Annotated in this window: 15 protein-coding genes; 13 read left to right on the plus strand and 2 right to left on the minus strand. The window is 50.2% G+C overall.

All coding sequences use genetic code 11. The annotated features are described in order from the left end of the window. The first annotated feature begins 8 nt into the window (after window positions 1-8). The 13 genes from AAHF22_RS18475 to AAHF22_RS18535 all read left to right on the plus strand — a co-directional run bounded on the left by AAHF22_RS18475 (window position 9) and on the right by AAHF22_RS18535 (window position 23,263). Complete coding sequence (locus tag AAHF22_RS18475) at window positions 9-1,298, plus strand: vWA domain-containing protein (RefSeq protein WP_347326503.1); 1,290 nt, start codon at window positions 9-11, stop codon at window positions 1,296-1,298. Window positions 1,299-1,629: 331 nt separating this feature from the next. Next, entirely contained in the window at window positions 1,630-2,328 is a 699-nt protein-coding gene (locus AAHF22_RS18480) for a beta-mannanase (protein ID WP_347326504.1), read from the plus strand. 16 nt (window positions 2,329-2,344) lie between these two features. Beyond that, window positions 2,345-3,607 (plus strand): TRAFAC clade GTPase domain-containing protein, encoded by a 1,263-nt coding sequence (locus AAHF22_RS18485; RefSeq protein WP_347326505.1) that lies wholly within the window; start codon window positions 2,345-2,347, stop codon window positions 3,605-3,607. After that, window positions 3,604-7,074 carry a GAP1-N2 domain-containing protein gene (locus AAHF22_RS18490; RefSeq protein WP_347326506.1) on the plus strand — a complete coding sequence of 1,157 codons (3,471 nt, stop codon included), beginning with the start codon at window positions 3,604-3,606 and terminating at the stop codon, window positions 7,072-7,074. The genes AAHF22_RS18485 and AAHF22_RS18490 overlap by 4 nt, the downstream gene beginning before the upstream one ends. An 85-nt stretch (window positions 7,075-7,159) precedes the next feature. After that, a complete protein-coding gene (locus tag AAHF22_RS18495) occupies window positions 7,160-8,221 on the plus strand; it encodes a YheC/YheD family protein (RefSeq protein ID WP_347326507.1) in 1,062 nt (353 codons plus the stop codon). Window positions 8,222-8,675: 454 nt separating this feature from the next. Continuing rightward, window positions 8,676-9,725 (plus strand): YheC/YheD family protein, encoded by a 1,050-nt coding sequence (locus AAHF22_RS18500; protein ID WP_347326508.1) that lies wholly within the window; start codon window positions 8,676-8,678, stop codon window positions 9,723-9,725. A gap of 182 nt (window positions 9,726-9,907) precedes the next feature. Beyond that, window positions 9,908-11,968, plus strand: a complete 2,061-nt coding sequence (locus AAHF22_RS18505; protein ID WP_347326509.1) for an FAD-dependent oxidoreductase — start codon at window positions 9,908-9,910, stop codon at window positions 11,966-11,968. A gap of 196 nt (window positions 11,969-12,164) precedes the next feature. Further along, window positions 12,165-16,724, plus strand: coding sequence for a TerB N-terminal domain-containing protein (locus tag AAHF22_RS18510; RefSeq protein WP_347326510.1), 4,560 nt, complete (start codon window positions 12,165-12,167; stop codon window positions 16,722-16,724). Between the two features lie 7 nt (window positions 16,725-16,731). Beyond that, window positions 16,732-18,132 (plus strand): ATP-binding protein, encoded by a 1,401-nt coding sequence (locus tag AAHF22_RS18515; protein ID WP_347326511.1) that lies wholly within the window; start codon window positions 16,732-16,734, stop codon window positions 18,130-18,132. Beyond that, window positions 18,129-20,369, plus strand: coding sequence for a DEAD/DEAH box helicase (locus AAHF22_RS18520; protein ID WP_347326512.1), 2,241 nt, complete (start codon window positions 18,129-18,131; stop codon window positions 20,367-20,369). The genes AAHF22_RS18515 and AAHF22_RS18520 overlap by 4 nt, the downstream gene beginning before the upstream one ends. A gap of 148 nt (window positions 20,370-20,517) precedes the next feature. Next, window positions 20,518-21,618: an FAD-dependent monooxygenase gene (locus tag AAHF22_RS18525; protein ID WP_347326513.1), complete on the plus strand. Its 1,101-nt coding sequence runs from the start codon at window positions 20,518-20,520 to the stop codon at window positions 21,616-21,618. 162 nt (window positions 21,619-21,780) lie between these two features. Then, complete coding sequence (locus tag AAHF22_RS18530) at window positions 21,781-22,554, plus strand: GTP cyclohydrolase II (RefSeq protein WP_347326514.1); 774 nt, start codon at window positions 21,781-21,783, stop codon at window positions 22,552-22,554. Window positions 22,555-23,068: 514 nt separating this feature from the next. Further along, window positions 23,069-23,263 (plus strand): Spo0E family sporulation regulatory protein-aspartic acid phosphatase, encoded by a 195-nt coding sequence (locus AAHF22_RS18535; RefSeq protein WP_347326515.1) that lies wholly within the window; start codon window positions 23,069-23,071, stop codon window positions 23,261-23,263. A gap of 437 nt (window positions 23,264-23,700) precedes the next feature. On the opposite strand, the gene AAHF22_RS18540 is transcribed toward AAHF22_RS18535, so the two are convergent. Further along, entirely contained in the window at window positions 23,701-24,531 is an 831-nt protein-coding gene (locus AAHF22_RS18540) for an aldo/keto reductase (RefSeq protein WP_347326516.1), read from the minus strand. 363 nt (window positions 24,532-24,894) lie between these two features. Then, a complete protein-coding gene (locus AAHF22_RS18545) occupies window positions 24,895-25,437 on the minus strand; it encodes an NADPH-dependent FMN reductase (protein ID WP_347326517.1) in 543 nt (180 codons plus the stop codon). Window positions 25,438-25,673 lie beyond the last annotated feature (236 nt).

Here is a 25,673-nt window from a genome sequence, read left to right on the forward strand (position 1 = left end):
AGCCGCAGATGCAGCGAAAGATCAATTGGCTTCTCGTATTTTTCAGTCTGATCGGTGGGGCGCTCGGGTTTATTTTCAGCGAATGGCTGCTTCATGCGTATCTTGATCGGATGCCGCGTGTCGTATTGATGGGCATTTATTTTGGCATTATTAGCTTGATGGTCGGCATTTTCTGTTTGCTGGCAGAGATGATTTCACCGAAGCTAAATGGTGCTTCATGGCGTCAGCGGTATGCGGATATTTCGTGGAAGCTGCTCGTACCGGCAACACTGGTCGTGATGCTAATCGGCGGAATTGCTGCTGAGGCACTGTACCAGCTTGATTTTAATGGGGCACGTACAGTGAAAGATGTGGTCGTGGTGGTGGATAATTCCGGTAGCATGACGCAGACCGATCCGCAGAACCTGCGCTATCAGGCTGTGAAAAACATGGTCAATTCCATGAAGGACGATATGCGTGTCGGTATTATTGAATTTAGCGGTGACGCGCGTGTCGCATTGCCACTGACCGAGCTGAATAGCGCTTCACGGCAGCAGATTAATACGGTCATTGATGGCTTGAATGTGAGTGCAGGTGGAACGAATTTCACTGCTGCGCTGAGCACGGCGATGGATCAGATTACACAGCAGGAACAAGCGAATCGTGGAGTAACGGTCATTATGCTATCTGACGGATATAGCGATCTGGATATGTCTTCACTACAGCCTTACCGTGATCGTGGCATTGTGATCAATACGGTCGGTCTGAGCCTTGCCGCAGATGGCGGTCAGAATCTGCTGACCGAGATCGCTTCGCAAACAGGCGGTCAATATTACGGCGTTGCACAGGCAACTGACCTGACGCAGACGTTCCAGCAAATCTACAATACACTCGATAAACGCACACTCGTCACAGAGCGCAGCGAGCCGTTTAACAGCAATCTGTATTATCAAATTTTGCATGTCGCTCTTATGATGCTACTCGGTGCATTGCTCGGTGTTGGATTGGGCTTGATGTTCGACAATCGTTTCCTGGCGCGTAGCTTCGGTATCGGTGGCGGTGTGGGCGGTCTGCTGGCAGGTCTGCTACTTGAATGGGGCATCGGCAAAACCGATTGGTCATGGACAGACAGTGTGATTCGTTTCTTCGCGATTATGTTAATGGCGCTGATCCTCTCGCTGTTCACGCTGATCGTGCCGATCGGAGAAAATAACAAACGTATGATTCGCCGCAATGACGCACCCCCGCCGCCTGTTAGCACGTCCGGCTCACCACGCCGCAGACGCCCAGGCGAGAGTGGTCGCACGTTTCAACGGTAATCACGCAGATCGAAATGAATGAACGATCCCATGTAGCCCATTGCGATGAGCCTGGCTGGAGCGCATATTTGCAGCAATGGTGTACACGTAGAGTGGGATAGAAGATGCATAAATAAGCGCTGGATGAAGTTAAAGCTCCTTACAAACAAACACGATGAACACAGGGCAGGGAGCATTCCTGCCCTGCCATTGTATCTAGCGGTCCATACGTGATCATTGTAGTTAGGTATCCGACTCATTCTGGTTTACAATGGATGGTACACGTACACCATACAAGTGCAGCATACAATGACACAATAGATAAACGCGTATAGAGGAAGGGGAGGGTGCGATGCGTTATGTGGACGCCGAACCTGGAGATGAGCAGGTGATTCGTGGATTAACGGCGCAGGCAGAGGAAGGCTGGTGCATGTTGCGCTGGTTATGGCCTCGCGATGCGGCAGCGGTCTATATCGAAAAGCTGAATAGTAAAGAAGAAGCCGTCAGTCAGGCGGCAGATTATATGGATCATAGCGAAGCTTCCACAGCAGAACATGCCTCCGATTCATTTCCTGCCCACCGTACATTTAAGCTGTATACACGTGAAGAGTACAAGGCGACGAACGGTTATCGCGAACGGCTGGATCATTTTGGCAAGGTGGCGTACCGTGTTCATCTGGCGGTGGAGCAGAATGGCGAAATGATGCTTGTGCGTCAGCATGATGGCGGTAATGTCGTAGAACTGAGCGCAGGCAAGGCGAAAATCCGTTATTCCGTTCGCCAGCAAACAGGCTGGTTTAGCAAACGCAAAACGGTGCGGATCGAAGTACACGCCGAAGTTCCGGTAGAACGTGATGTGCTCTGTTATGTGAAAAAGGACGGCGGTTATCCTACCAGCCGTGAGGATGGTGTGGTCTACCCATTCGCCGAGCCGTTTCGTGCTGGACGCACCGAGCTGCCAGCGATTGAGATTGGTAAAAATGAATATGTACGTCTCTTTTTTACCGATGGGCGTACCTATGGACAACTATACGAATTAATTTTGGAGTAGGGGGAAGTTGGGGGATATGAACATTTTCGACTGGTTTAAACGTAAGCCGGAATCCGAACCCAGACCGCTATATTACGATATTGTATGCCCGTATTGTTTTAACAAGTTCGAGCCGGATGAGGTTGAGTTTCGGGCAAGTCATCATCGCGAGGATGACGAGGATTATGCACTGCGTGAAGATGCGCGTTTGAATCGCTACCGTGCTCGTTTTGGACTCGATACGATCCATGATATGGAGGCGGTATTGCGTCCGCAGGATGTGCCAGAGGAACATCGTATTTATTCGGATCAGGTGTTGGTCGGACTGAACGATCGCTACGGGGAAGTAACACGGCGCCGCCTATGTCCGCATTGTCACAATGAGCTTCCGGTGACGGCAGGTAAGGTGCCGAGTAATATTATTTCTATCGTTGGCGCTTCACAGGTCGGCAAATCGGTCTATATGACCGCCCTTATTCATACGCTGCAAAATTCGACGGCGGATCGCTTTGATGCGGCATGTATGCCACTGACGACGGAAATTAGTCGCAAATTCCGTATGAACTACGAAGAGCCATTGTTCGAACGTGGTGATCTACTCGCTTCGACACAAAAAGAGCGGATGCAGGAGCCGTTTATTTTCCAATTTGTATTTCGCGATGAATCGAAGCCGCCGCTGACGCTCGTCTTTTTCGATGTGGCCGGTGAGGGGATGGTCGATCAGGACTATCTCGGTCTGCACGGTCAGCATATTAAAAACTCGGCTGGCATTCTATTCATGATCGATCCGTTGCAAATTCGTTCCATCCGTGATCGTATCCGGCTGAAGCTGGGCGATACACGTGGCGAATGGGTATCGCGCTATGATGAGCCACGCGATGTAGTGCTGACGCTGTTCAGCGACTTTATCGCCCATCAGGAAGACAGCAAAACCGATATCCCTACCGCGGTCGTGCTCACAAAAAGCGATATGCTGGAATCGCTGCGTGGCGACGATGGCGAATATATCAAGTCGAACAGCAATATTTTCCACAATGTCGTGCATCGCGGGCATTTCGATCTGGACGAATATGAAAATATCGATGGTGAGATTCGCCGCTTTATTGAGCGTGTGGATCGTCCTTTTAAAGGCACAATGGATGTGTATTTCCGAGATACCGCGTATTTTGCCGTTTCTGCGCTGGGCAGCAATCCGGTAGAGCAGAAGCTGCAAAGCGTCGTTAGCCCGATCCGTGTCGATGAGCCGTTCATCTGGCTTCTATACAAATTGAATTATATCGAAGGGAGACGACAGACTTGAATCTAGTTTCGGATGCTCGTATTCAGCAGCAGCTGTACACACGCGAGAAGAACGGGATTTTCCGCACGACGGAAGGCTATGATACAGTCGCTCGTTCTCCCGGTCTTGACCTTTCCTTTATAAAAAAGAATATTCATCCGCTGTGCGCCTATGATGCTCCGACCGAGCTACAGGCGCAGGGCGAAAAGGACGCTTCGCTCTATCCAGCAGCGCTACAGCTCGTGCGATTGGATAATCGTGATCTGGTGCTTGGACAGAGCGTGTATGTGCCGACCGATTTTACGGGACTGCGCAGCGCCTTTTTTACACATAACTATGTGATTCCTGCTGTGCGTGGCGAAGAATGGGTGCATCACTATGACCGCTGGCTCCATGCTGATTTCCGTGAGCAATACGATACCGAGCAAGGTGCAGAATTGGATGAGCTGGAGGAGGTGCCGGTGCGCCCTTCGATCCCTGTACTGAATCCACAGGCGGTGCTGACTGAGCTTGGGCTGGATGAAACGTTATTTCGCCAGCTCTTAGGTGCGGTCATGTCGGCGATTCATCGTCATCGTAAAGTGTATATTTCGCTCAATGTGCCCGTGCGTGATTTGCCGGTGCAAGCGAATCGTCTGCTTCATGTGCTCATGCTGGCATTGCCGTATGCGTTTCGCCGTCGGCTTGGTTTTACGACCTATGCGAAAGAACCGGAAAGCCGCAAAGGAATGCAGATTTTGTTCGTTGAAAGTGGCTCGATTCGCGCCGGAGATCGGAATTTGGAGCGCGAGTACATTTTTGACCTGAGTAGCGGTCGTATTCAAGCCGCTCAAGCAGGCAAAGCCGGACAGCTGTATATCGATTATGCGTGGCAACATCTAACTCGCCCGGATCAATTGAAACAACTACAAGAATTTGCCGATCATGGGCAGGCAGGCATCGATGCCGCATCCGAAGCGTTGCCTGATCCCGCGCAATATGATGAGTGGACGATGCTGTATCGTGTGGAGCAAGGAGATGAGTCGCTGTATAGCAGTCATCGTGCGCAAATTTTGCAAACGTTGCTTCGTCATCTGCGTCCGGAAGGTGCGCTGGAAACGGCGATGCGTCTGAATGATCTGTTTCTGTCGCGCTTTGATCGTGAGTTTGATCGTGTACGTGCTGGAGAAGTACCGGAGACAGCCGTAGCGAGTGCATTTGCCGATTATTATGAGATTGATCCACAGCATACCGGGCGCAAAATTGTAAATTATTTTGTACTCGCTATTCATAGTGCGGTTAGTCGTCAGCAAGGTACAGATGTACAGGCACTATATGCTTTATTGGAAAAGTATCCGCCGCTATATGAGGAATTTCTTAAGTTTGTTGGCGGTCAGCCGAAGCTAGCTGCACAGCTGCTCACACCGCTGATCGAGCGCAAATTTCGTCAGGCTGCTTCGGTGGAGGATGTGATTCGACTTACCGCTGAATGGGGCAGCCGTTACCCACAACTACTTGAGCTGGACGATTATCGTCTTCAAGCAGGACAGGCATTTATGGAAGCATTACGCGGTAGCCGTGATATGCTGGCTGCGGCAAGCGAAGTGTTCCGCTTACTGGATCGTTTAGAATCCGGCAAACAGCCAGATGTGAATGAACAGGCATGGCGGCAATCCGGTATAGGCGAACAGATGCGCGTGGTGACAGAGCGTATTTTGCTAAGTGAACTGGAATGGTCGACGCTGACTCGTAGTCGCTTGCTACAAGCGGATTTTCTCGGATACCCGTTACCAAGCGATGAAGATCCGTCCAGGGCAGAGCGTCGTTTGAATGGCAAGAAGCGCGCGCTTCAATTGCTGTATTGCTGGTTTGATGACAGTGCGACGAGTATGGATGTAGATTGGATCGAGGAGATGGACAAGCTGCCGCCTGCTGAGAAGGACGAGGTGCAGAAGCTTGGACGCTCCTGGCTGGGCGAAGATATTCGCAATGGACGTTTTGAGCGTCTGCCAGTTGCTTTTGCGTACAGTTCGACGGTGAATGATCTCGATTATTCTACACTGGTGGATGAAGTGCGTAAGCAAGCCCCTTCTCCACAGACGATGTATGACTTTTTCGCATGGTCAGATGGTCAGCCTGCTTTTATGATATCCAATGATGGAGCTACAGGAGAACGCCGCCGTGAGCGCACAACCGAGCGTAGCAATGACCGTAACCGGGAGACGACGGGTTCGCGTGGCCTAAGTGGTAAACCACGCTTCGTGCCGGCGTATGAAGCAGCGATTCTGTCGTATTTCCGTAAGCATGATCGCGAAGCATTTCGGCGTAGTCCGCTCAAGCAGGGTGCACTTGCCAACAAGCCTGCCTTAGCTGCCGTCTATGATCGCGCTAGGGATGAACTGGCTACGCCGTGGCAAAAGTGGCTTCGTCGCAATCGTCGCCGGATGCCGATGTTGATCATTGCTGGGCTACTCGGGCTTGGTGCGATAGGCGGATTATCGGTCTATTTTGTGAACGTGTTTGGCGGTAATCAGACGGTGGCAACTGTGCCACAAACGACTCCGCAGCCGACACCTGTCATCAACCCGGATGAACTGCCGGATATACTGGTAACATTAAGTTCCAGCCGTTCCAGTAGTGGTACGTCCTCTGACAGTAATGGGCAGTCATCCAATGCCGACAATGCTGGCACCAATGGAAGCACAGCTTCCAATGCGGTAGCTGCTGCTTCCGCTGCTCCTACCATTACGCTGGTCTCCTCGTCGGCGACAGGAACGACTGATAATGGAGCGAGCACTTCCAATTCCGTTGATACCGGCTCGGACAGCGGATCAGCTAACGATGCTGCCGGTACAACCGATAAACAAAATAGCCAAAACGGAACAGAACGCGCACGTCTTGTGTTCCATTTTAAAATGATGGAGCCATGCGTCGCCTTTGAACCGAAAAAAGCGACACTGCTTTTAAAAGACGGTCAGCAGATCAACTATGAGAAGCTAGACCCGCAGTTATCATGTGGTACATCGGAATCGGCTGAATCGACAGATAGCGAATCTGGCTCAACTTCGAGCAATGATCGTTCGACCAGCTCCGAAACATCCAAAGGAACCGAAGTGGGATCAACGTCATCTACTAAAGGTACATCGTCTAGCACTACAGACAAAATGGACGCATCGGGTACATCGTCTAATAGCGCTACAGACAAGACGAATTCATCCGATCCGGCGTCTTCGTCAACAGGCGGATCATCTGGCGCAACCGATCAAGCTGGATCTTCATCCAGCACAGCGGACACATCGGGTAGCGAGAATAGTGTTCAGGCGCCAGCTTCGCTTGAGCTAACCGCAGCCGAGCTACAGCAGGTATATCCATATGAAGTCAGTCTGGCATTGCCTGCGGGGACGAATACGAATAACTTGCAAAGCATTCGCATCGGTGCTCAGCAATATATCATCACTACACTGTCTGGAACAACTACAGACACAACTACAGACACAACTACCAATTAGTTTACAGGAATAGCTCGCTCTTCGTTTATGAAAAGCGAGCTATTTGCACATAATGATACATGTTTATCGTGAAAGGGTGACATCTATGCAAGTACAGCAGCGTCGACCTGTCGTCGCTTTGCTGGTCGGTTGGGATATTGAGCCAGCTATGTTGCAAGCCTGTGCATTATCGGCAGCCAGTTTGCATGCAGACTTTTATTATTTCTTTCCATCCGGTGTCGATGAGGAACGGCAGCGGATTCAAGGGATGCATTTGAATGATGGGCAATGGGAAAAAGGGGAGTTTGCTTATCCAGATGTCGTGTATGATCGGATGCGTCGGCGCGAGGTGTCCGGTTTTACCGAAGTGTATCGCAAGCTGGAGCATGTCCCTTTTACCCACACGCTGCGTGGTAGATGGGGACGCAAATCGATCATCTACAATATGCTGCGCAAAGACGAGACGCTACGGCGCTATCTGATTCCATTTCAAACGTTACGCGATGCAGATGCTGCACTCGCGTTTATTCATGAATACCAATCGGTCATTCTCAAGTCGGACAGAGGGGCTTCGGGTGAAGGGATGTTTGTCGTTCAGGTGAAGGAAGGTTGGATCGAGGTGTCAGATCAGGAGTATGTGCATCGCTTAAACGATGCGCAGATGCGGGACATGCTGCAAATGCTCGTTCCACAACGATACTGTGTACAGCAGCTCATTCCAAGCGTGACGGCGCAGGGATTTCCGTTTCATATTCGTGTGCATGTGACCAAAAATGGTCAGGGGGAATGGATCGTAGGCTTTTGCTCCCCTTCGCTGTCGCTCCATCCGTCGATCAAGGTGACGAACAGTGAGCATGCGTTTCGTGTATCGCCCACATGGGAGAAGTTTTTAGCGCAGCATTTGAATGAGAAACTGGGCGGGGCTACCGATCGTCATATTCAGCGCTATGCGATTCAACTGGCACAGTTTATGGACGGGGAGCTGCAAGGCGGATTTCACGAAATTGGACTCGATATCGGCTTGACTGAGCAGGGTAGTATTCGGCTGTTTGAAGCGGGGCTAGGTCTTCCTTCTGCGCTCTTTCATTTTGTGGAAATGGCATTGCCGGCGATCGCGTACAGTCTGCATGTCGCTGCAAGGGCAGAACAGCAACAAACAGAGTTGTAAAATGAAGTTATCGAAGCATTCCGTAACTCCGGCAACTCGCAGAGCAGAAACGAACCGATTTGTAAAATCCTATAGTTTCCTGAACATGTATTGCTCTATCATGCTCTTGACAGGTACGCTACAAAGGGAAGTGTACTGTTTGGTCATGAACCGTGGGTTTTTGTAGATGAACGATATACGAATAGGCACTGCAAACGAGTAAGAAGAACGTTTATATGAGCAAGAAATTCATGTGTACGCACAGAAAATGCATAGTAGCAGCAACGATATAAGAGCAACATAGGCTCGCTCTCATGAACAATCTGATCTCTACCGGCACAGCACGATTCCGTTGACGATGGCAAATTAGCTATATCGGTATCCAATACAATCATGGTGTTGTCATCGGTATGATTCTTCTTATGTGATGAGCTTAACGGTACACATAATAAGCGAATAAAGGAGTGGGCGAAATATGTCAACTGGAAAGCAGCGGCTGACGATTGGTTTACTAATCGGCTGGAAGGTAGAGCCGGAGCTGCTGCTTGCGAATGCGCTGGTGGCTGCAAGCTATGGGGCGGACTTCTTTTATTTTTATCCGGCAGGCATTAATGAAGGGCAACGCCGCATTCACGGGCACCGTCTGGAGCACGGAGAATGGGTGGAGCGTGAGTTTACTTATCCTGATGTAATCTACGATCGTATGCGTCGCCGCGGCATTCAAAAGTATGCAGACGTATATCGAAAGCTGGAGACGATTCCGTTTACCCATACACTGCGCGGCATGTCGGTGCATAAGACGGTGGCATACAATATGCTACGCAAGGATGAGGAGCTGAAGTCGTATCTGATTCCATTTCAGACGCTACGGGATACGGCGAAAGGACTTGCGTTTATATATAAGCATAGGACAGTAATCGCTAAGCCGGATCGCGGCACCTCCGGCAAGGGCGCGTTTACGATTCGTATGGAGGGTAATGAATTTGAGGTGTTTGATCAGGAGTATGTGCACCGGATGAATGAAGAGCAGATGCTGGCCTTTCTGGAGATGCTTATTCGTGAAAAGTATTGCATGCAAAAGCTGATGACCAGTGTGACGAAGCAAGGGTTACCTTTTCACATTCGTGTGCATCTTGCCAAAAATGGTCACAATGAATGGATCGTCGCTTTTTGTGCCGTCTGGATTTCATCTGAGCCGCAGAGTAAGGTGACGAACAGCAAGCATACATTTCAGATGACGACGACATGGAACCGCTTTTTGCAGCATCAGTTTGACGAGGATGTGGGCGGTGCGATGGAGCAGCGGATTCATACGTATGCGCTGCGTCTGGCATCGTTTATGGAGCAGCAGCTGGATGGCCGTTTGCACGAGATCGGTCTGGATATTGGGATCGATGCAGAGGGACGGATTGGGCTGTTTGAAGTAGGCGCAGGGGTGCCATCTGCGATGTTTCAATTCGTCGAAATGGCGCGACCGGCGATTGCGTATAGCTTGTATGTTGCTACGCATCCGGACATGAAGTGAGATACGGACCGTGTTCTTATACGATGGTGATAGACCGTTATAGGCGGTTTTGTAGGTTTACCTTTTTCGATGCGCTGAGGGTACCATTTACGTAGCTTAACGTCCATTTTCAACGATTCATGTTCAATCAATTTCTATATAGGTCTATACAGAAGAAGGCAAGCCGAAAAGGAGTGATTCTGATGTCATTCAATGGATCTTCGCTTGATTCTTTACACGATGCTGCACATTCCTCCACCTGTGACGTGTTGATCGTCGGCGCCGGGCCAACCGGACTGACGCTGGCGATTGAGCTTGCAAGGCGCGGCCTCGCTATTCGTATTATCGATCAGGCGCCAGGGCCTTCTAAGCATAGTAAAGCGCTCGGTGTGATGGCACGTACGCTGGAGCTACTGGAACCGTCCATATCTGCACAAATGGTAGAGCACGGTTTGCCGATTCGACAGGCTGCGATGTATAGCGGCACCCGTCAGCTTGCTGATCTTGCGTTTGGTGAGCGCATTCCGAGCCGGTATCCTTTTGTGCTAATGTTACCGCAAAATGAGACAGAGCGGATTTTACTGGAACGGCTAGCCCAGCTTGGTGTGCAGGTAGAGTATGGACGTGCGCTTGTCGATATGGAGCATTACACGGCGCAGTCGAGCGAGTCGAATGCTGCTGCCGCATCGTCATCCCGTGTGGTGCTACCGCCACATCTGCGACGTGTATCATCGCCAGGCACGGGAAAGGGGAAAAGCTCTACTGTACTGCGAATGACAGCGCTCGTGGAGCAGGTACACAAGCAAGCGAATGACGCTGAAGCAGCTGAGAATACTCTGGCGGCTGAGTCAACTTTAGCAGACGGAAACACGCTAAAGAATGGAAGGAACCTAGAAGATGGAAACACGCTAGAGCATGGAAGCACTCCAGAAGATAGCAGCATGCTAAAGAATGGAAACACTCCAAAAAGTGGACACATGCCAGATGCTCTGCCGATTGATCGCAAAGAAATACAATCAGAGCGCATTCATACAGGCTGGATTATCGGTTGTGATGGAGCGCATAGTAGAGTACGTCATCTGCTCGGTATGGATTTTCCGGGTGTATCGATGATGCAAAATTTTGCATTGGCTGATGTGAAAGTGGAAGGTCCTATCGAGCAGGATCGCCTGCATATTCATTTGCATCAAGGGCAGATTGCCGCCTTTTTCCCAATGAGAGAAGGGCGTCATCGACTTATCCTTGCTTCGCCAGAACAGCCACAGGATCAGGCAACACCGTCATCGAACGACGGCAAGGCATGGTCGGCGGCAGACGGGAAAGCACGCGATATTTCGCTATCTGAGGTACAACATATATTGGATCAATGTACAGGTGGACAATTTCGCGTATATGATCCGATCTGGATGACACGCTTCCGGATTAATCAGCGCAAAGTGGAGCATTATCGCGCCGGTGCCGTGATGCTTGCTGGCGATGCCGCTCATATTCATTCTCCGCTCGGTGGGCAGGGGATGAACACCGGCATGCAGGATGCCCTCAATCTGGGCTGGAAGCTGGCACTCGTTTGTAGCGGACGCGCCGATGCAAGTCTGCTCGATAGCTATGAGGAAGAGCGTGAGCCGGTGGGACGCAATTTGCTGCGCTGGACAGGCTGGTTGACCCGACTGGCGCTCAATCGTTTCCCACTTTTTGCAGTTGCACGCAATACGATGGCACCGCTTGTCTCCTCACGACAGGTCGTGCAGCGTTTACTGGCACGCGCTTTATCGGAGACAGGTATCCACTATCGCCATAGCGAGATGGTGATGCAAGGCGATAGCTGGAAGCACGGCATGGTTGTACCTGGTGATCGTGCTCCGAATGGAGCGGCAGAGCTGGAGTGGTGGAGCAGGGAAAAGCATGTGCTGCTTGTGTTTCCTAATACCGAGCCGCTCCTACCGCGTCCCGAAGATCCGCAGCAATGGGATGAAGACGAACGTACCCATATTCCGCTGCTGAATCGCATTTCAGATAGCTGGCGTCCGGTGATGGATACCGTCATTGTATTGCCTGATCTGCCACTTATGCTTCCTGAGCCGCGTCCAAGCACATTTTTAGATGATCCGAATGCGGAGCTACGTAAATTATACGGGATGGAGCGCGGCGGTTATGTAGCCCTACGACCGGACGGCTATATCGGCTTTGCAGGCGGATTACCGGATGAAATGGAATTAATTGGATGGGTATATCGCCAATTTCGGATTCCATCGCAAGTACAGTAAATATTTTTTAATAAAATCGGACGATAAAATAAGCCGGAGCAACCCTATTGTGATACTTTCATGATAGTGCTTCGGCTTCTTGCTGCTACCTGAAATAACGAAAATATGTTCGTTACCTATACCAATCGGGCGAACGGTTCATGTATAATTGGGATATTATGTTGACTACGCTGAAATAGAAAGGCCAGGTTACATCATGACGTTAACTTCTCCGGTATCATTCACGGACAAATCGTATATCGCCCTGCTCAGCTTCGAGGAAGACCGAGGCTTTTTCCTGCATATCTCGTATGGCAGTCACGCCATCGAGCCGGAAAAGGCGCGGGATATCCAGCAGCTTGTGATGGGCTGCACGCTGTCCGGTGAGGAGCGCTGGCAGCTCAGCGCATCCGGTCATAGTGAATGTTTGCTGCGTCCTGATGAAGCAGGCAAATTGTATGCTCGGCTGCTCCGGCTGTTGCCAGGCACATTGGAAACGGAAGATGGCGCGCCTGTGCAAGCGTATTGGGACAAACATGCCGCAGCCGTGCTGGCAGGAAGTACAGATGTAGCGACAGCTACGCTGTATGAAGGAGATCGTGCTCGGTATGAGCATGAGGAAGCGAGCTTTATGGCGGATGTGGCAGATGATCTGCCGCTAGAGTCCGCTACGGAGGTAATGGCTGCATCCACGCCGCTTATTCCGTATGAAGAAACAACATTTGAAACGGACAGTCATACTGACGCTCGCTGGCTACTGGAAGGTCGGCTGGAGGAACGAGATGGTGTCGGTACGGTGATGGCGCTGCCGATGATTGAGATCGGTAGTATACGTTATCCAGCTGTAGAGTTATCACGCCGTATGGGTTCAGCAGGCGCGATGATTCGGCTGGAAGACGGCAACCATGTCGAAACCGATCTGCTGCGCGAGCTTGGACTGGGTCCGATGGGGCGAATGGCAGATGGCACGCCGATTGAGCGCAATAGTCGGCTGACACCGCAGGAAATTATCCAGCGTGGCTCTGAGCGACTGCGTGGACCCTGGGAAGAAATGATCATCCCCGAACTGGCATTACCGGACGGAAATGGCGGCTTATATGACCATTTTGAATTTTTATGCCGCTGGGGGATATCTGGCGCGATGCTGGGCGGTGTGATGTCGCAGGCAGATGCGCTGGGTGAGTTCATTGCGGAGCGTATTGGACGTTTTCCTTCCTGCCAGATCGCCCTGATCGGACGCAAAGCGCTGCTGACTGAACTCCGCAAGCGCTGGTCATCGATGCTGGAACCGCACTGGCAGGAAGCACAAACCGGCAAAGCGACAAAGTCTGGTACTGACTCCAATCGCTCGCTAACCGTTGTACCGGTTAGCCTGCTCAGTCAGCGCAGTGCCGTATTGCCTGGTGGTGTCGATATTGCGATCTATCTGGAGCCGGACCAAATGACCGCGGATGTGTCCAGCAAAATGTATCGTGCGATGAACAAAATGAATGCACGTATTCGACTGTCTATTTTTACAGAAAATGAATTTCTGGATGATCCGCATCTGCGTACAGCGCAGACGAGTCTGCTCAAGCTATTCCATTCGGTCGTGCGTGAATATGCGATTGCCGATCCAGAACATCCATTAACCGAGCTGCCGCCACCGTATACGATGATGGTTCGGCGTGCTGCACAGCCGGGATTACCGCAAATGGCGCGTACCGGCGGCTTTACCGAGCTAGAGCTGGGCACAGAAGAACGCGGCTTGCGTATTCCACCGCGAACGGAAACGATGGATGTGCCCAAACGAGTAGCATATTCACCGCAATGGGAATCGTCTGCATCGCAAATGCAGCATGGTGACCACCAATACGGTAACCAACAACACGACAACCAACAATATAGTAACAAGGAAGATATGGTTATCGAGCGACCACCAGTATCTTCCAAACCAGCGATAGATCATCGCAGCAAATCCGAACGGATGGAAGGACTGCTGCAAGAATTGTCCCGTCAGGGCATTCATGTCGAGCGACCGCCTGCATTTGTACAGCCGGAGTATCAGCAACATCCATCCGAGGTGCATGCTCCGACCGAATACACTCCGCATACTGCCTATGCAGGGGCAGAGCTGGAGATGCCACATACCGAAGCTAGCACGCGTCGCTTATATGTGCCGCCAGCAGTATCCGAACCTACGGAATTGAAGGATGCTTGGGATAAATGGAATCATCCATCTGCTGGAGCAGGATTGGGCTGGCGACAAGCGGCGAATGATGTGGCAACTGCTGCAAGTTCTCTACATCCGAGTACGGAGCAACGCGAAATCATCGAGATTGCACCTGCTGGGCGGACGAGAGAGGAGCAGTTTACAGATGGTCAGTCTACAGATGTGCACGCGGTAGAGAAAAACTTTACCGATGACACCACAATTGTAGGGGATGCTGATATTCCTAATTTGTCGGCATCACTGGAATCATCCTTTGCCGATAGAGATCAGAATGTTCATGGGACATACTCTGATGGTAAGACTGGGACGCATTCTGCTCATGCTCGTCCAGATGAAGCGAACGGGCATGAACGCCACGAAGGGCAAGGGCCGATTCTATTATCGCGCGCGGATGGGATTTCGTATTCCATTCCAGCACCGGAGGAGCCATTGCCACGCCAGGATGAGCTTCATTTGAAGGCGTCTGATTTGATACCGAAGCCGGATGTATCTTCATCTATACATCGTAATGAGCAACAGACGCCTGCCGAGCAGGAGCTGTTGTCACTGGAACCGCTGTTTGATGCGTATCCGCCAACGACGACGGGTACGACGGTGTTTGATCAGCCGGCTTCGTCAGGGATGGGACGCTCGATGTCAGCGATCCAGAGTGCGGAGCATGTATTTGCGCTACGTGCTCAGGAGATGGCAGCGCAGGTGGAGGAAGAAGCGGAATTTGTTCCATTTATGAGCTATTGGCCGACGTATGAGAGTATGACATGGCGGCAAAAGCGCTGGTATTTTTACTGGCGCGGTGAGGTGCGTCAGGAACGTTATCCGGCCACCGATCTATCGTATATTTTCCTGCTCTGCTATGAAGTGATTAATGGAGCAGGTTGGCAGGAGCCGCTGGATGGACATCGTTTGCTGATGAACCTATGGCGCCATTATCGTCATCGCTTTAGCAAACTGGATCGGTATTTGCCGCCGTGGATTGTCGACTTTGCACAGGTGCATGAATTGGATGAGTCGATGCTAGAGCTGTTGCTGCAATCTCCACGTCATGTGCCGTCTGAGCTGACCGATCTGGAATGGGAGCGACTGCTGACAGCATCGCCTGTAAACGTGCCGATGGAGCTGTTACCGTCGTTACTTGATTATGATCTGGAGCGAAGTCGTTTCTATATCGATGAAGGTAAAGAAGTCATGAACGAATATATTCCTAAAGTGCTGGCGGCGATCGATGCCTTTTTGGATCGTCAGCAAGGAAGTCGGTTGCTCGGTCTGTTCCGGCCACCGGTGTATCGGGAAAATGACCGCTATCTGTTCCGTAGCGCGGTATATGATTCCACACGACATGGACGTACATGCACGGTACGTCGCTTACCGCTGACAGAGCATGTGCCACTACGCGAATTTCTGACCGGGATCGTCAAGCTGACCGAAAATGAACTACGCAAGCAGTTAAATGTTAACGGACGACTACGTATTCAGCCGCCTGTCGAACCGGAAATTGCTCGTCTGATCGAGCGCTATATTCGCCGTGCTTTTACCGTTCCCGAAGAACAGGCTGCACCGCGCCGGGTAGAGATCGATCCGGCATTGCTGGAACGTCTACAGGCCGATTCAGCGGTCGTGCGCGATATGCTAACCTTGCGGGAAGAGGAGAAGGAAGCGATTCGTCAGGAGCACGAGGCGGAGCAAGCTTATGCTGAATGGGCTGCCGCGGCAGGTCAGTCAGGAGCATCGGAAGCGGTAGGTCAAGATGCAGGTCAGTCAGGAGTATCGGAAGCGGTGGGTCAAGACGCAGGTCAGTCAGGAGCATCGGAAGCGGCGATTCAAGCCGCAGTTGCAGGTGCAGCGAATGAAGCTCCTATTGCAGCTGTGCGTGCTGAAGCGATGTATCCACCGGATGAGCCGATCGATGACCAGAATGAAGTGATTGATGACTATGAACAACGAGATGAACTGGCTGTTCCTGGTGCAATCCATATGCTGGACGAAGCGGAGCAACCATTGGATATAAGCGAATCATTGAACATAAACGTAAACAACCCGTTAGCGATCAACAAGCAGCATGTATCGTCTGAATATGGCGCATCCGTGTATACGGAACATAAGCCTATAACTGTACAATCGGCTCAGGTGGGGCAACGACAGGATGAAGATTTCGTGCTAGAAGCAGAGCCGATTGCATATGGAACCGGCAACGGCAACACTATGCAATCTGCATCATCGCTAGCTGAGCAGGAATCTTCCGGGTTTGTCCATCAAACTACATCGAGCAAGCCTGACGCGGCGACAACATCCGCGGCGAGACTGCTGGACGTGTCGGAATTGGAAGAGGAATGGCAGGAATGTCTGCAAGCGATGCAGACGCCGCATATCGAACTACTGGCTGCAATGCTAGACGATGCCGACGAGCACGCATTACAAACAGTAGCCGCACGTTATGGCACGATGTCCGCGCTGCTGGCTGACGAGATCAACGATCTGGCGATGGATCATATTGGCGATCTATTGCTGGACGATGGTGCGGTTATGGAAGAATACAGATCATTGCTGGATGCAATCATCATGAGGTGAACTGGAAATGAATGATGTGAAAATACCAAAACGTGTGACGACCGCACTGGTGAATTCGTTTGCCGCAGGTGTAGTGCCAAGAATTGGCCTTGAGCATATCGCGGTTGGACGCAAATATGAGATTGAGTCCATTTTACGTGAGCTGGACAATGTTGCCGATGGTGGCGCAGCGTTCAAGCTCATTACCGGACGCTACGGTAGCGGGAAAAGCTTCCTGCTGCAAATGGTACGCAATTACGCGATGGATCGCGGTTTTATCGTTGCGGATGGTGATCTATCACCGGAGCGTCGTCTAACTGGAACGAAAGGACAGGGGTTGGCGACGTATCGTGAGCTGATGACCAATCTGTCCACACGCACACGCCCGGACGGCGGTGCACTGGAATCGATGCTGCAAAGGTGGATTTCCACCTTGCAACAGCAGGTGATGGAAGAACAACGTGTGTCTGCCGATGATCCAATGATTGGCATCGAAGTACAGCGCCGTATCCATGCGGTCACTGCCGAAATGGAAGGCTGGGTGCATGGCTTTGATTTTGCCAAAGTGTTATCGGCGTACTGGCAAGGCATTCGTTTGAATGAGGATGCGCTCAAGCAATCCGCTTTACGCTGGCTGCGTGGGGAATATCAGACACGCACCGAGGCAAAACGTGAATTAAATGTGAGCGTCATTATCGATGATGATGGCTGGTATGACTATATGAAGCTGTGGGCGGAATTTGCCGCTCGTATCGGTTATAAAGGCTTGCTGCTGTTTGTCGATGAAGGCGTGAATTTATACAAAATTTCGAATAGTGTCTCCCGTCAGAGTAACTATGAGAAGCTGCTGACCATTTTTAATGACACGATGCAGGGTAAAGCGGGGCATCTGGGCGTATTTGTTGGAGGAACGCCGCAATTTGTAGAGGACCCGCGCCGTGGCTTATACAGTTATGAAGCGCTGCGTTCGCGTCTGGCGGAAAGCCGCTTTGCTGCCAGCAGTACGAAAAATTTTGCCGGCCCTGTGATTCGTCTGGAAATGTTATCCCATGAGGAAATTTTAATCATGCTACAGAAGCTGCGTGATATTCACAGTCAGCATTATAAATATGACGTTGTACTGGAGCAGCATCAGCTCGTTGCCTTTATGCAAACAGCGGTAGGCAGACTGGGTGCAGATGAGCTGCTCACGCCGCGTGAAGTCGTGCGTGACTTTGTCGATCTGCTGAACACGCTCCATTTTAACGAGGAATTGAGCTTTGAGATTCTGCTTGGCGAGCTTGCTGCGGTTCCAGCTTCAGTTACTCCAACATCCGGGCATGAGGCAGTTCCGGCAAAAGCATCTGCCACAGGCAACGGCGCACGCGGACCGGTCGCTGCGGCTCAGCCGGATGAAGTGGATGATTTTCTGGCGGAGTTTGACCTGTGAGCGGTCATCCGTTTTACCGATTGGCGCCGTTCATTCAGGAATATATTTACCGTAGCGGCTGGAAAGAGCTGCGTGAGGCACAGGTCGAAGCGTGCCGCGTACTACTCGACACGCCGCATCATCTGCTAATCGCCTCCGGTACGGCTTCCGGCAAGACGGAAGCTGCCTTTTTCCCGGCGTTGACCGCATTGTATGAACAGCCGTCCAGCTCGGTCGGCATTCTGTACATTGGCCCGCTCAAGGCGCTCATTAACGACCAGTATGAACGGTTAAAAGGAGTGCTGCGTGACGCAGATATTCCAGTCTGGCACTGGCATGGCGATGTGCCGCAATCACATAAAACAAAGCTGGTTCAGAACCCATCCGGCATTTTGCAAATTACGCCTGAATCGCTGGAAGGATTACTGATGAACAAGCCGAATGCGATCCCGGCATTGTTCGGCGATCTGCGTTATATCGTCGTCGATGAAGTGCATGCCTTTATGGGTGTGGATCGCGGAGTGCAGGTATTAGCACAGCTGTCTCGCATTCAGCGTATGGCAGGCTGTCGACCGCAACGGATCGGTCTGTCTGCGACATTGAGCGATTATGAAAGTGCATGTGCATGGCTTAGCTCGGATACGGGGCAACCGGTTGAAGTGGTGTCCCCACAAGGATCGCGTAAGCTGCGCCTGAGTGTGGAACATTTCTCATTCCCGGATGCGCGCAATGAGGAGCAGGCACAGCAGCTGGAGTATGCGCAGCAGGCGTATCATAATTTCATTTACGATCAGACCCATCACAAAAAGGCGCTGATCTTCACCAATAGCCGCTCCGATGCGGAGTATTTGACGCTCGAAATGCGGCGTGTGGCAGCTAAACGACAGGAGCCGGACATTTTCCATGTGCATCATGGCAGCATCTCGGCGATGTTGCGCGAAGAAGCGGAAGCGGCTCTGCGTGAAGGCTATGGTCCTGCTGTAGCTGCTGCGACGCTCACGCTGGAGCTGGGGATCGATCTGGGTGAACTGGAACGGGTCATTCAGCTGGGTGCGCCGTATTCCTGTTCCAGCTTTGTCCAGCGACTTGGACGTTCCGGGCGCCGCGAAGGTGCGGTATCGGAAATGATTTTCGTTTGCCCGGAGGAAGAGGATGAAGAAGCACAGCTTCCGGCACGTATGCCGTGGATGATGCTGCGCGCGATTGCGGTCATTGAACTGTATGTGCGCGATCGCTGGGTCGAGCCATTTCAGGCGCGGCACCTGCCGATTGGCATTTTGTATCATCAGACGATGAGCACGCTCAAAAGTATGGGCGAAGCAGAGCCTGCTGAGCTGGCGCGTGCGATTATGACATTGCCGCCATTTCGCGAGTTTACGGTGGAGCAGTATCAGCAATTTTTGCAGTATTTGCTTCAGCTGGATCATATTCAGCGTACCGAGGAAGGTACGTTAATTATCGGTATGGCCGGTGAGAAAATCGTAAACAATTTCCGTTTTTATGCGGTGTTCAAGGACGATGAGGAGCATTCGGTGTATAACGGCTCAGAGGAGATCGGTTCGATCACGACCGTACCGCCGCCAGGCTATTGTTTCTCACTTGCTGGCAAGCTATGGAAAGTAGAAGAGATCGATAGTCGTCATAAGGCGGTGTATGTCAAATCGTCTCAAGGCAAAGTGGATACGCTCTGGCTAGGTGCCGGCGGCGATGTCGATACCCGTGTGATGCAGAAAATCCGTGATATCCTCGCATCGTCTGAGCTGTATTCTTATCTGGCACCTAATGCGGCGGCACGTTTGGAGCGTGCGCGTAGATTGGCGCGGGAAACAGGCTTGCTGCAAACGCCAGTGCTCCCTGCTGGTGGCGATTCCTGCTTCGTTTTGCCGTGGATGGGCAGTAAGTCGTTTCGCACGTTGGAGCGCTTGCTCAAGCATAATCTGTCCGAGCGTCTTGGACTGCGTGCGGTCACACCGATGGAGCCGTATTATTTTGTCGTCTCCGGTAAAGCGGATGCGTATGAATTGCTTGCAGAGATGATTGCCGAGTGCAAACGGATCGATTTTCCAGAGCAGCTGCTGGCGGATGAAGAAGCGCCGTATCTCGGTAAATACGATGAGTTTATCCAGCCGGGACTTGTTCGGCAGGCATTTGCAGCGGATGGTTTGGATCTGGAGGGCATGAGAGAAGCGCTGCTATCGATTGGAAATGTACACATCGAATTGCAGCCACAAGCCGATAATGAAGTCAGGGAGCTTTAACGCCCTGGCTTTTTTGGCACGTGCATGACAAAGTTGACAAAGGAACACTTATTACATATACTCTACTTATTAAAAGTAAGTATTAGTAATATATTCGTGTTGCTACTACAAATAAAGATACTGAAAAACAGGCGGAAAGGAGAAGCCGATGAGTTTACATGCAGAAGTTGTGATTGTAGGTGCAGGACCGGGCGGAGCGTTGCTTGGCTACCTGCTCGCTGCCAGCGGAGTGAACGTTATATTGCTGGAGCGGCATGGCGGGATAGATAAAGAGTTTCGCGGCGAGCATCTGAATGCGCAGGGCGAGCATATTTTACGAGAGCATGGTTTGTATGAGCATGTTCAGCAAGCAGGACTTTTACTGATGGAACGTGTAGAATATTTTCAGCAGGGACGTATCGTAAAAACGATTTTGCCCGCTCCAGGGGAGCAACACACCGGTATTCATGTTCCGCAAAAAAATTTATTGCAAGTGCTGATCGGTCAATCCGTTCCGTATCCGAACTATCGTTTCATGATGGATAGCCGTGTGACCGAACTGTTACACGATCCGATTAGCGGTGCGGTAAACGGGGTAAAAGTGCGTCATCAGGGCGAAGAAATGACAATTTATAGCAAATTGGTCATCGGTGCAGACGGGCGTTATTCCACGGTACGCAAGCTAGCGGGTATCGGTACTCAAATATTAAAGCATGGCTTTGATCTGTTATGGGCACGTATTCCTGCACCTACAGGCTGGCCGGCAACCGTGCGGATGGCACTTGCCAAGCAAGCGCAACTGGCGCTGTTTAGTCAGCAGGGAGGCTATATTCAGATTGGCTGGAATATTCAGCAGGACAGCTTTCCAGCGCTGCGTAAAACGCCGATTGAACCGTTTACCGAAGCGCTGATCGAATCGTTTCCCGAGTTAGAAGAAAACGTGCAGCGTCATTTGCGTGCATGGAATGATTTTGTGCTGCTCAAAGTACAGAGCTGTGTGTGTGATACATGGGCGCAGCCCGGTCTGGTCATTATGGGCGATGCCGCCCATACATTTAGTCCGACCGGTGCGATTGGTGTAAATAGCGCGATGCAAGACGCTCATGTGCTTGCCCCACTCCTGATGGAGGCATTGCACGCCGATGACACAGGACTGGCACGGCTCCAACAGTTTGAGCAGCTTCGTCGGCAGGAGACACGCGCCGAGCTGGAGAGCCAGTTTGCTCGTGAGTCTGGCTTTAGCGGTCAGTTTCCGGTCTATCAGCCCTGAATGCAGCAGTTGAATACAAGCGGCACGAATTGCAGCTATTTCGTATATTGGTCTATTCCAATGGATGTGTTCACGATCGCAGTTATGATCTACAGTCATCCAATTTTGTATATTACACGTATCTATCACTGACAAGATACACATAACCGGAGGTAATTTATAATGATTAATCCCCAAATCACAGAGGCGCTCAAAGATCGCATTCAAATTGTACCGAGCCAGGACAAATCGATCTATCTGGTCGGTCCGATTCGTTTGCCTGTCAATTTGGATGGAGAGACCGTTATCTTTCAATGGTATTGCTGGCTGCGCTGCGACAATATGCCAGGCGCAGAATGTGGCAATCCAAACATCGACCATGCATCGATTATCGAAATGCTGTCCTCGTCCAATCTGGCCGAAGCGCAGCAATCGAGCGTGCTCGTCTACGGTGACTTCAAAGGCTCGCCGGATGCGCTCATTCGGATGCATAGCATTTGCCATACCGGCGATATTTTCGGCAGCAAACGCTGTGACTGCGGCTATCAGCTGAAGCAATCGATGAAAATGATCGCAGCTCACGGAACTGGCGCATTATTTTATCTGGCCAACCATGAAGGACGCGGTATCGGCTTGTTCAGCAAAGCGATGGCGTATGTGCTGCAAGAGCAAGGTCTGGATACGGTGGAAGCGAATTTAGAGCTGGGCTTTGAAGATGATATGCGTAACTATGATGATGCGATCGCTGTCTTGAACCAGCTGCGTCAGCTGCCAGTTACACTGATCACCAACAATCCACGCAAGCTTGAAGCGCTGAAGCGCTCCGGTGCAGGTGTGAGCGGCCGTATTCCACTATGGGGTGACATTTCCGAATTTAACGAGAAATATTTGAAAACAAAAGTGGATCGCTCCGGTCATCTTGGTAGTGGTCCAATGACAAATACGATGACAGAATAAGCGAGAGTTCATCGGTTAATAGATGTTGATGACTTCTTTAGGGTGTGGACGCAAACTATTTTCGCTGGTGCAGACACGACTGCGGCTTACACGTATATGAGTTTGCACCCATGCCCTAGCGCAAGTGCACCCTATCCTGGCTAGTGAAGCAGTGACTTCGTTGTCTGTGCTGCTTCACTAGCTTTTATTTTATCGAACTATTCGTAGCGTATTCCCCTGTTGTGCTCATGATCGACAAGGAAATATGCTGTAACAGATAGGGGGATACGATACAGATCGGCTGCACAAAAAAAGCGATACCAGTAGCATTATTGGAGCATACAATTGGCACATACTCGGTTCGTACCTGACTTTAGAATGTAAAGTACATGTAAATCTGATATGGTAGAAATAGGAATCGTTTGGTAAAATTCGTAGACAGAGTAGCAGATACAAATCAAGGAGATATAGAGAAAACGATCCAAATTAGCATTGCATCTGTTCCTTTTAAATATCGCGGCAGGAGGTGAGTTTCTTGGAAGAGCTTAAGAAGATGGAAGAATATATCGAAGTTGAGCGCAGGGAACTTAATGACATGGTACAATACTATGATCTTCATGACCACCGCGTATTGGACCAGTCGAGAAGAGTAGATTCTATACTTAATCAGTACAATCATTTGAAGCAAGCATTACTAGGTACTCGCAGTTCAATCATGGGGTCGATGTAGACGGACATATACTTACGATGTGGGCGCATGGTTTTCTTCAACTAGCTTGTTATAGAGCTGGATATTCAGAAAAGTGCTGCACATAGGATAGTGAAGATATACTTTAGCAAATAACATTACGTTATCGCAATCCCACAATAGAATGATATTAACGCCTCCATGTTGAAATGGGGACTTTTTTGTTTGGATTTTGCAGAAGGTTTGGATTGCATTATTGTTGTTCAAGTATATATAAATAAAATATAAAAACACCGCCTATCGGCTCGAACGGAGCAGGCAGGCGGTGTTCGTTTACTTTAAAAGTATGTGAGGGAATGGGTCGAAGCTTAATTGATATCTATAGCATATCATTAGGCTATAGATACTCTACATCTGCACATACAGATGCTATAGATCCGACCTCATGTACAGACTAGACTCCGTTCCCATCATCCCAATTAGAAATTAAAATTATCTGGGTCTGGGCCAGTGCGTTCGTTTTTGTTAAGTGCGCTCAACTGATCGATCTCGTCGGTAGTGAGCTGGAAATCGAAAATGTTGGCGTTGTCGGCGATACGCTCTGGTTTAACGGAGCGAGTCAGTACGACTACACCTTTATCCAGTACCCAGCGCAGCAGAACCTGTGCAGGGCTTTTGCCGTATTGATCAGCGATCGTTTTAACAACGTCGTTATCGAACAGCTTGCCGCGTGCGAGTGGAGACCATGCTTCGACCTGAATGCCTTTTTGTGCGCAGTAGTCGAGCAACTCGTTTTGTGTCAGCAGCGGGTGGAATTCCACCTGATTGATCGCTGGCACGACTTCAGCATCGGCGAGTAGATCGTCCAGATGGTGTGGTTGGAAGTTACTTACGCCGATGGCACGGATGCGGCCGTCTTTGTACAGTTTCTCCATTGCGCGCCAGGAGTCTTTATATTTGCCTTTGACTGGCCAGTGGATCAGGTACAGATCGAGTACGTCCAATCCGAGTTTGTCCATCGTAGCATCAAATGCCGCCAGTGTGGATTCATAGCCTTGATCGGCATTCCACAGCTTGGATGTGATGAACAATTGGTCACGGGGAACATCGGATTCGCGGATCGCTTTGCCGACACTTTCCTCATTTTTATAAGCAGCAGCTGTATCGATCAATACATAGCCTGCGTTGATCGCAGCGGTTACCGATTGAGTTGCATCTTCGCCTTCTTCCACTTGCCATACGCCCAGACCGAACCATGGGATTTCTACGCCATTGTTCAGTTTGACGGTTGTTTTGATATCTGTTGTCATTGGTGATTCCTCCTCTGGGGGTGCTTTTGGACTCATTATAGAACATACCCTAATCTGAGCGAATTAATCTGAATTAAACTAGAAAATCACTGAATTGCGCGGATCATGACTATTGCGCATCGTTAGAAGAAAGCTGATTTTGTTGAAAAATCGAGCATTAATGGAACAGAAAAGCAGGGTAAGGCAAAATAAGAGTACATTAAGGTGAATATAATAACAATATACGGACACAAAAAGGACAACAAAGGAAAAGTATCATTTTAGCAAAAGTTAGAGCAAATCATATCTTAATTATGTCACATGATCGTATGAAGTGGACTTATGCTCGGTATGATAAAGGCTGACTTGTTATTTTTATATGTGTTAATAACAAGCTTGCTGTAAGGCATGAAGGATAGATTTCAGGTGTTGCTTTAAAGTTAGGTCTGTGATGGTGCCGTCTTTGGATAGCTTTAAAGCGATATGGGGGATCGTCAGGCTCATTTGCTGGGATACCTGAGCATTGATCATTTCTAGCGTGAGCAGTAAGGAAGCGTTCGCATAATTGCCGCCCATAGGAGATGGCGACGCTGTGATGACGGCGGTTGGTTTATTGACGAATTCGCCAGACGATACGATCCAGTCGAGGGCATTTTTCAGTGCACCCGGTACGCCGTTACCATATTCAGGGCTACAAATGAGTACGCCATCCGCTCCATCAAGCTGTGTTCTCAAGTGTTGAACAGACAGAGGACCATTGTCGGTATCCAGGTCTGGATTAAAATGGGGCAGGTCATTGAGACTGGTATAGGTGGTGAAGGTCATACTGTGTGGAGCAAGTCCAATGATAGCGTTCATTAATGTTGTATTGGAGGAAGACTGGCGGAGACTTCCTGAGATCGCAAGTATGCGCAGTGGATGGTTCATGAATGAATCTCCTCTTTTCTATCAATTAAAATATTTTTCGGAAAATTAAAATATGTAGAAAATTAAGATATGTAATACTATACGTTTAGATATAAGGTAGAACCGTTTTGTCTAGTATATATCAATATAGAACGATAGTGGGTGAAGAATAGATGCACCGAATATTGGAATAAGAGGAAGTTGGAAGGAGAATGCGAAAGGCGCACAACAGTATAGCAGTGAAGGAAGCGACAAAC

Source organism: Paenibacillus wenxiniae (assembly GCF_039822605.1).
GTDB lineage: Bacteria > Bacillota > Bacilli > Paenibacillales > Paenibacillaceae > Saccharibacillus > Saccharibacillus wenxiniae.

What these genes read in the sequence shown, in the direction of transcription:
- AAHF22_RS18475 (WP_347326503.1), top strand. Translation starts at nt 9, where the DNA reads ATGCAGCGAAAGATCAATTGGCTTCTCGTATTTTTCAGTCTGATCGGT.
- AAHF22_RS18480 (WP_347326504.1), top strand. Translation starts at nt 1,630, where the DNA reads ATGCGTTATGTGGACGCCGAACCTGGAGATGAGCAGGTGATTCGTGGA.
- AAHF22_RS18485 (WP_347326505.1), top strand. Translation starts at nt 2,345, where the DNA reads ATGAACATTTTCGACTGGTTTAAACGTAAGCCGGAATCCGAACCCAGA.
- AAHF22_RS18495 (WP_347326507.1), top strand. Translation starts at nt 7,160, where the DNA reads ATGCAAGTACAGCAGCGTCGACCTGTCGTCGCTTTGCTGGTCGGTTGG.
- AAHF22_RS18500 (WP_347326508.1), top strand. Translation starts at nt 8,676, where the DNA reads ATGTCAACTGGAAAGCAGCGGCTGACGATTGGTTTACTAATCGGCTGG.
- AAHF22_RS18505 (WP_347326509.1), top strand. Translation starts at nt 9,908, where the DNA reads ATGTCATTCAATGGATCTTCGCTTGATTCTTTACACGATGCTGCACAT.
- AAHF22_RS18510 (WP_347326510.1), top strand. Translation starts at nt 12,165, where the DNA reads ATGACGTTAACTTCTCCGGTATCATTCACGGACAAATCGTATATCGCC.
- AAHF22_RS18515 (WP_347326511.1), top strand. Translation starts at nt 16,732, where the DNA reads ATGAATGATGTGAAAATACCAAAACGTGTGACGACCGCACTGGTGAAT.
- AAHF22_RS18525 (WP_347326513.1), top strand. Translation starts at nt 20,518, where the DNA reads ATGAGTTTACATGCAGAAGTTGTGATTGTAGGTGCAGGACCGGGCGGA.
- AAHF22_RS18530 (WP_347326514.1), top strand. Translation starts at nt 21,781, where the DNA reads ATGATTAATCCCCAAATCACAGAGGCGCTCAAAGATCGCATTCAAATT.
- AAHF22_RS18540 (WP_347326516.1), bottom strand. Translation starts at nt 24,531, where the DNA reads ATGACAACAGATATCAAAACAACCGTCAAACTGAACAATGGCGTAGAA.
- AAHF22_RS18545 (WP_347326517.1), bottom strand. Translation starts at nt 25,437, where the DNA reads ATGAACCATCCACTGCGCATACTTGCGATCTCAGGAAGTCTCCGCCAG.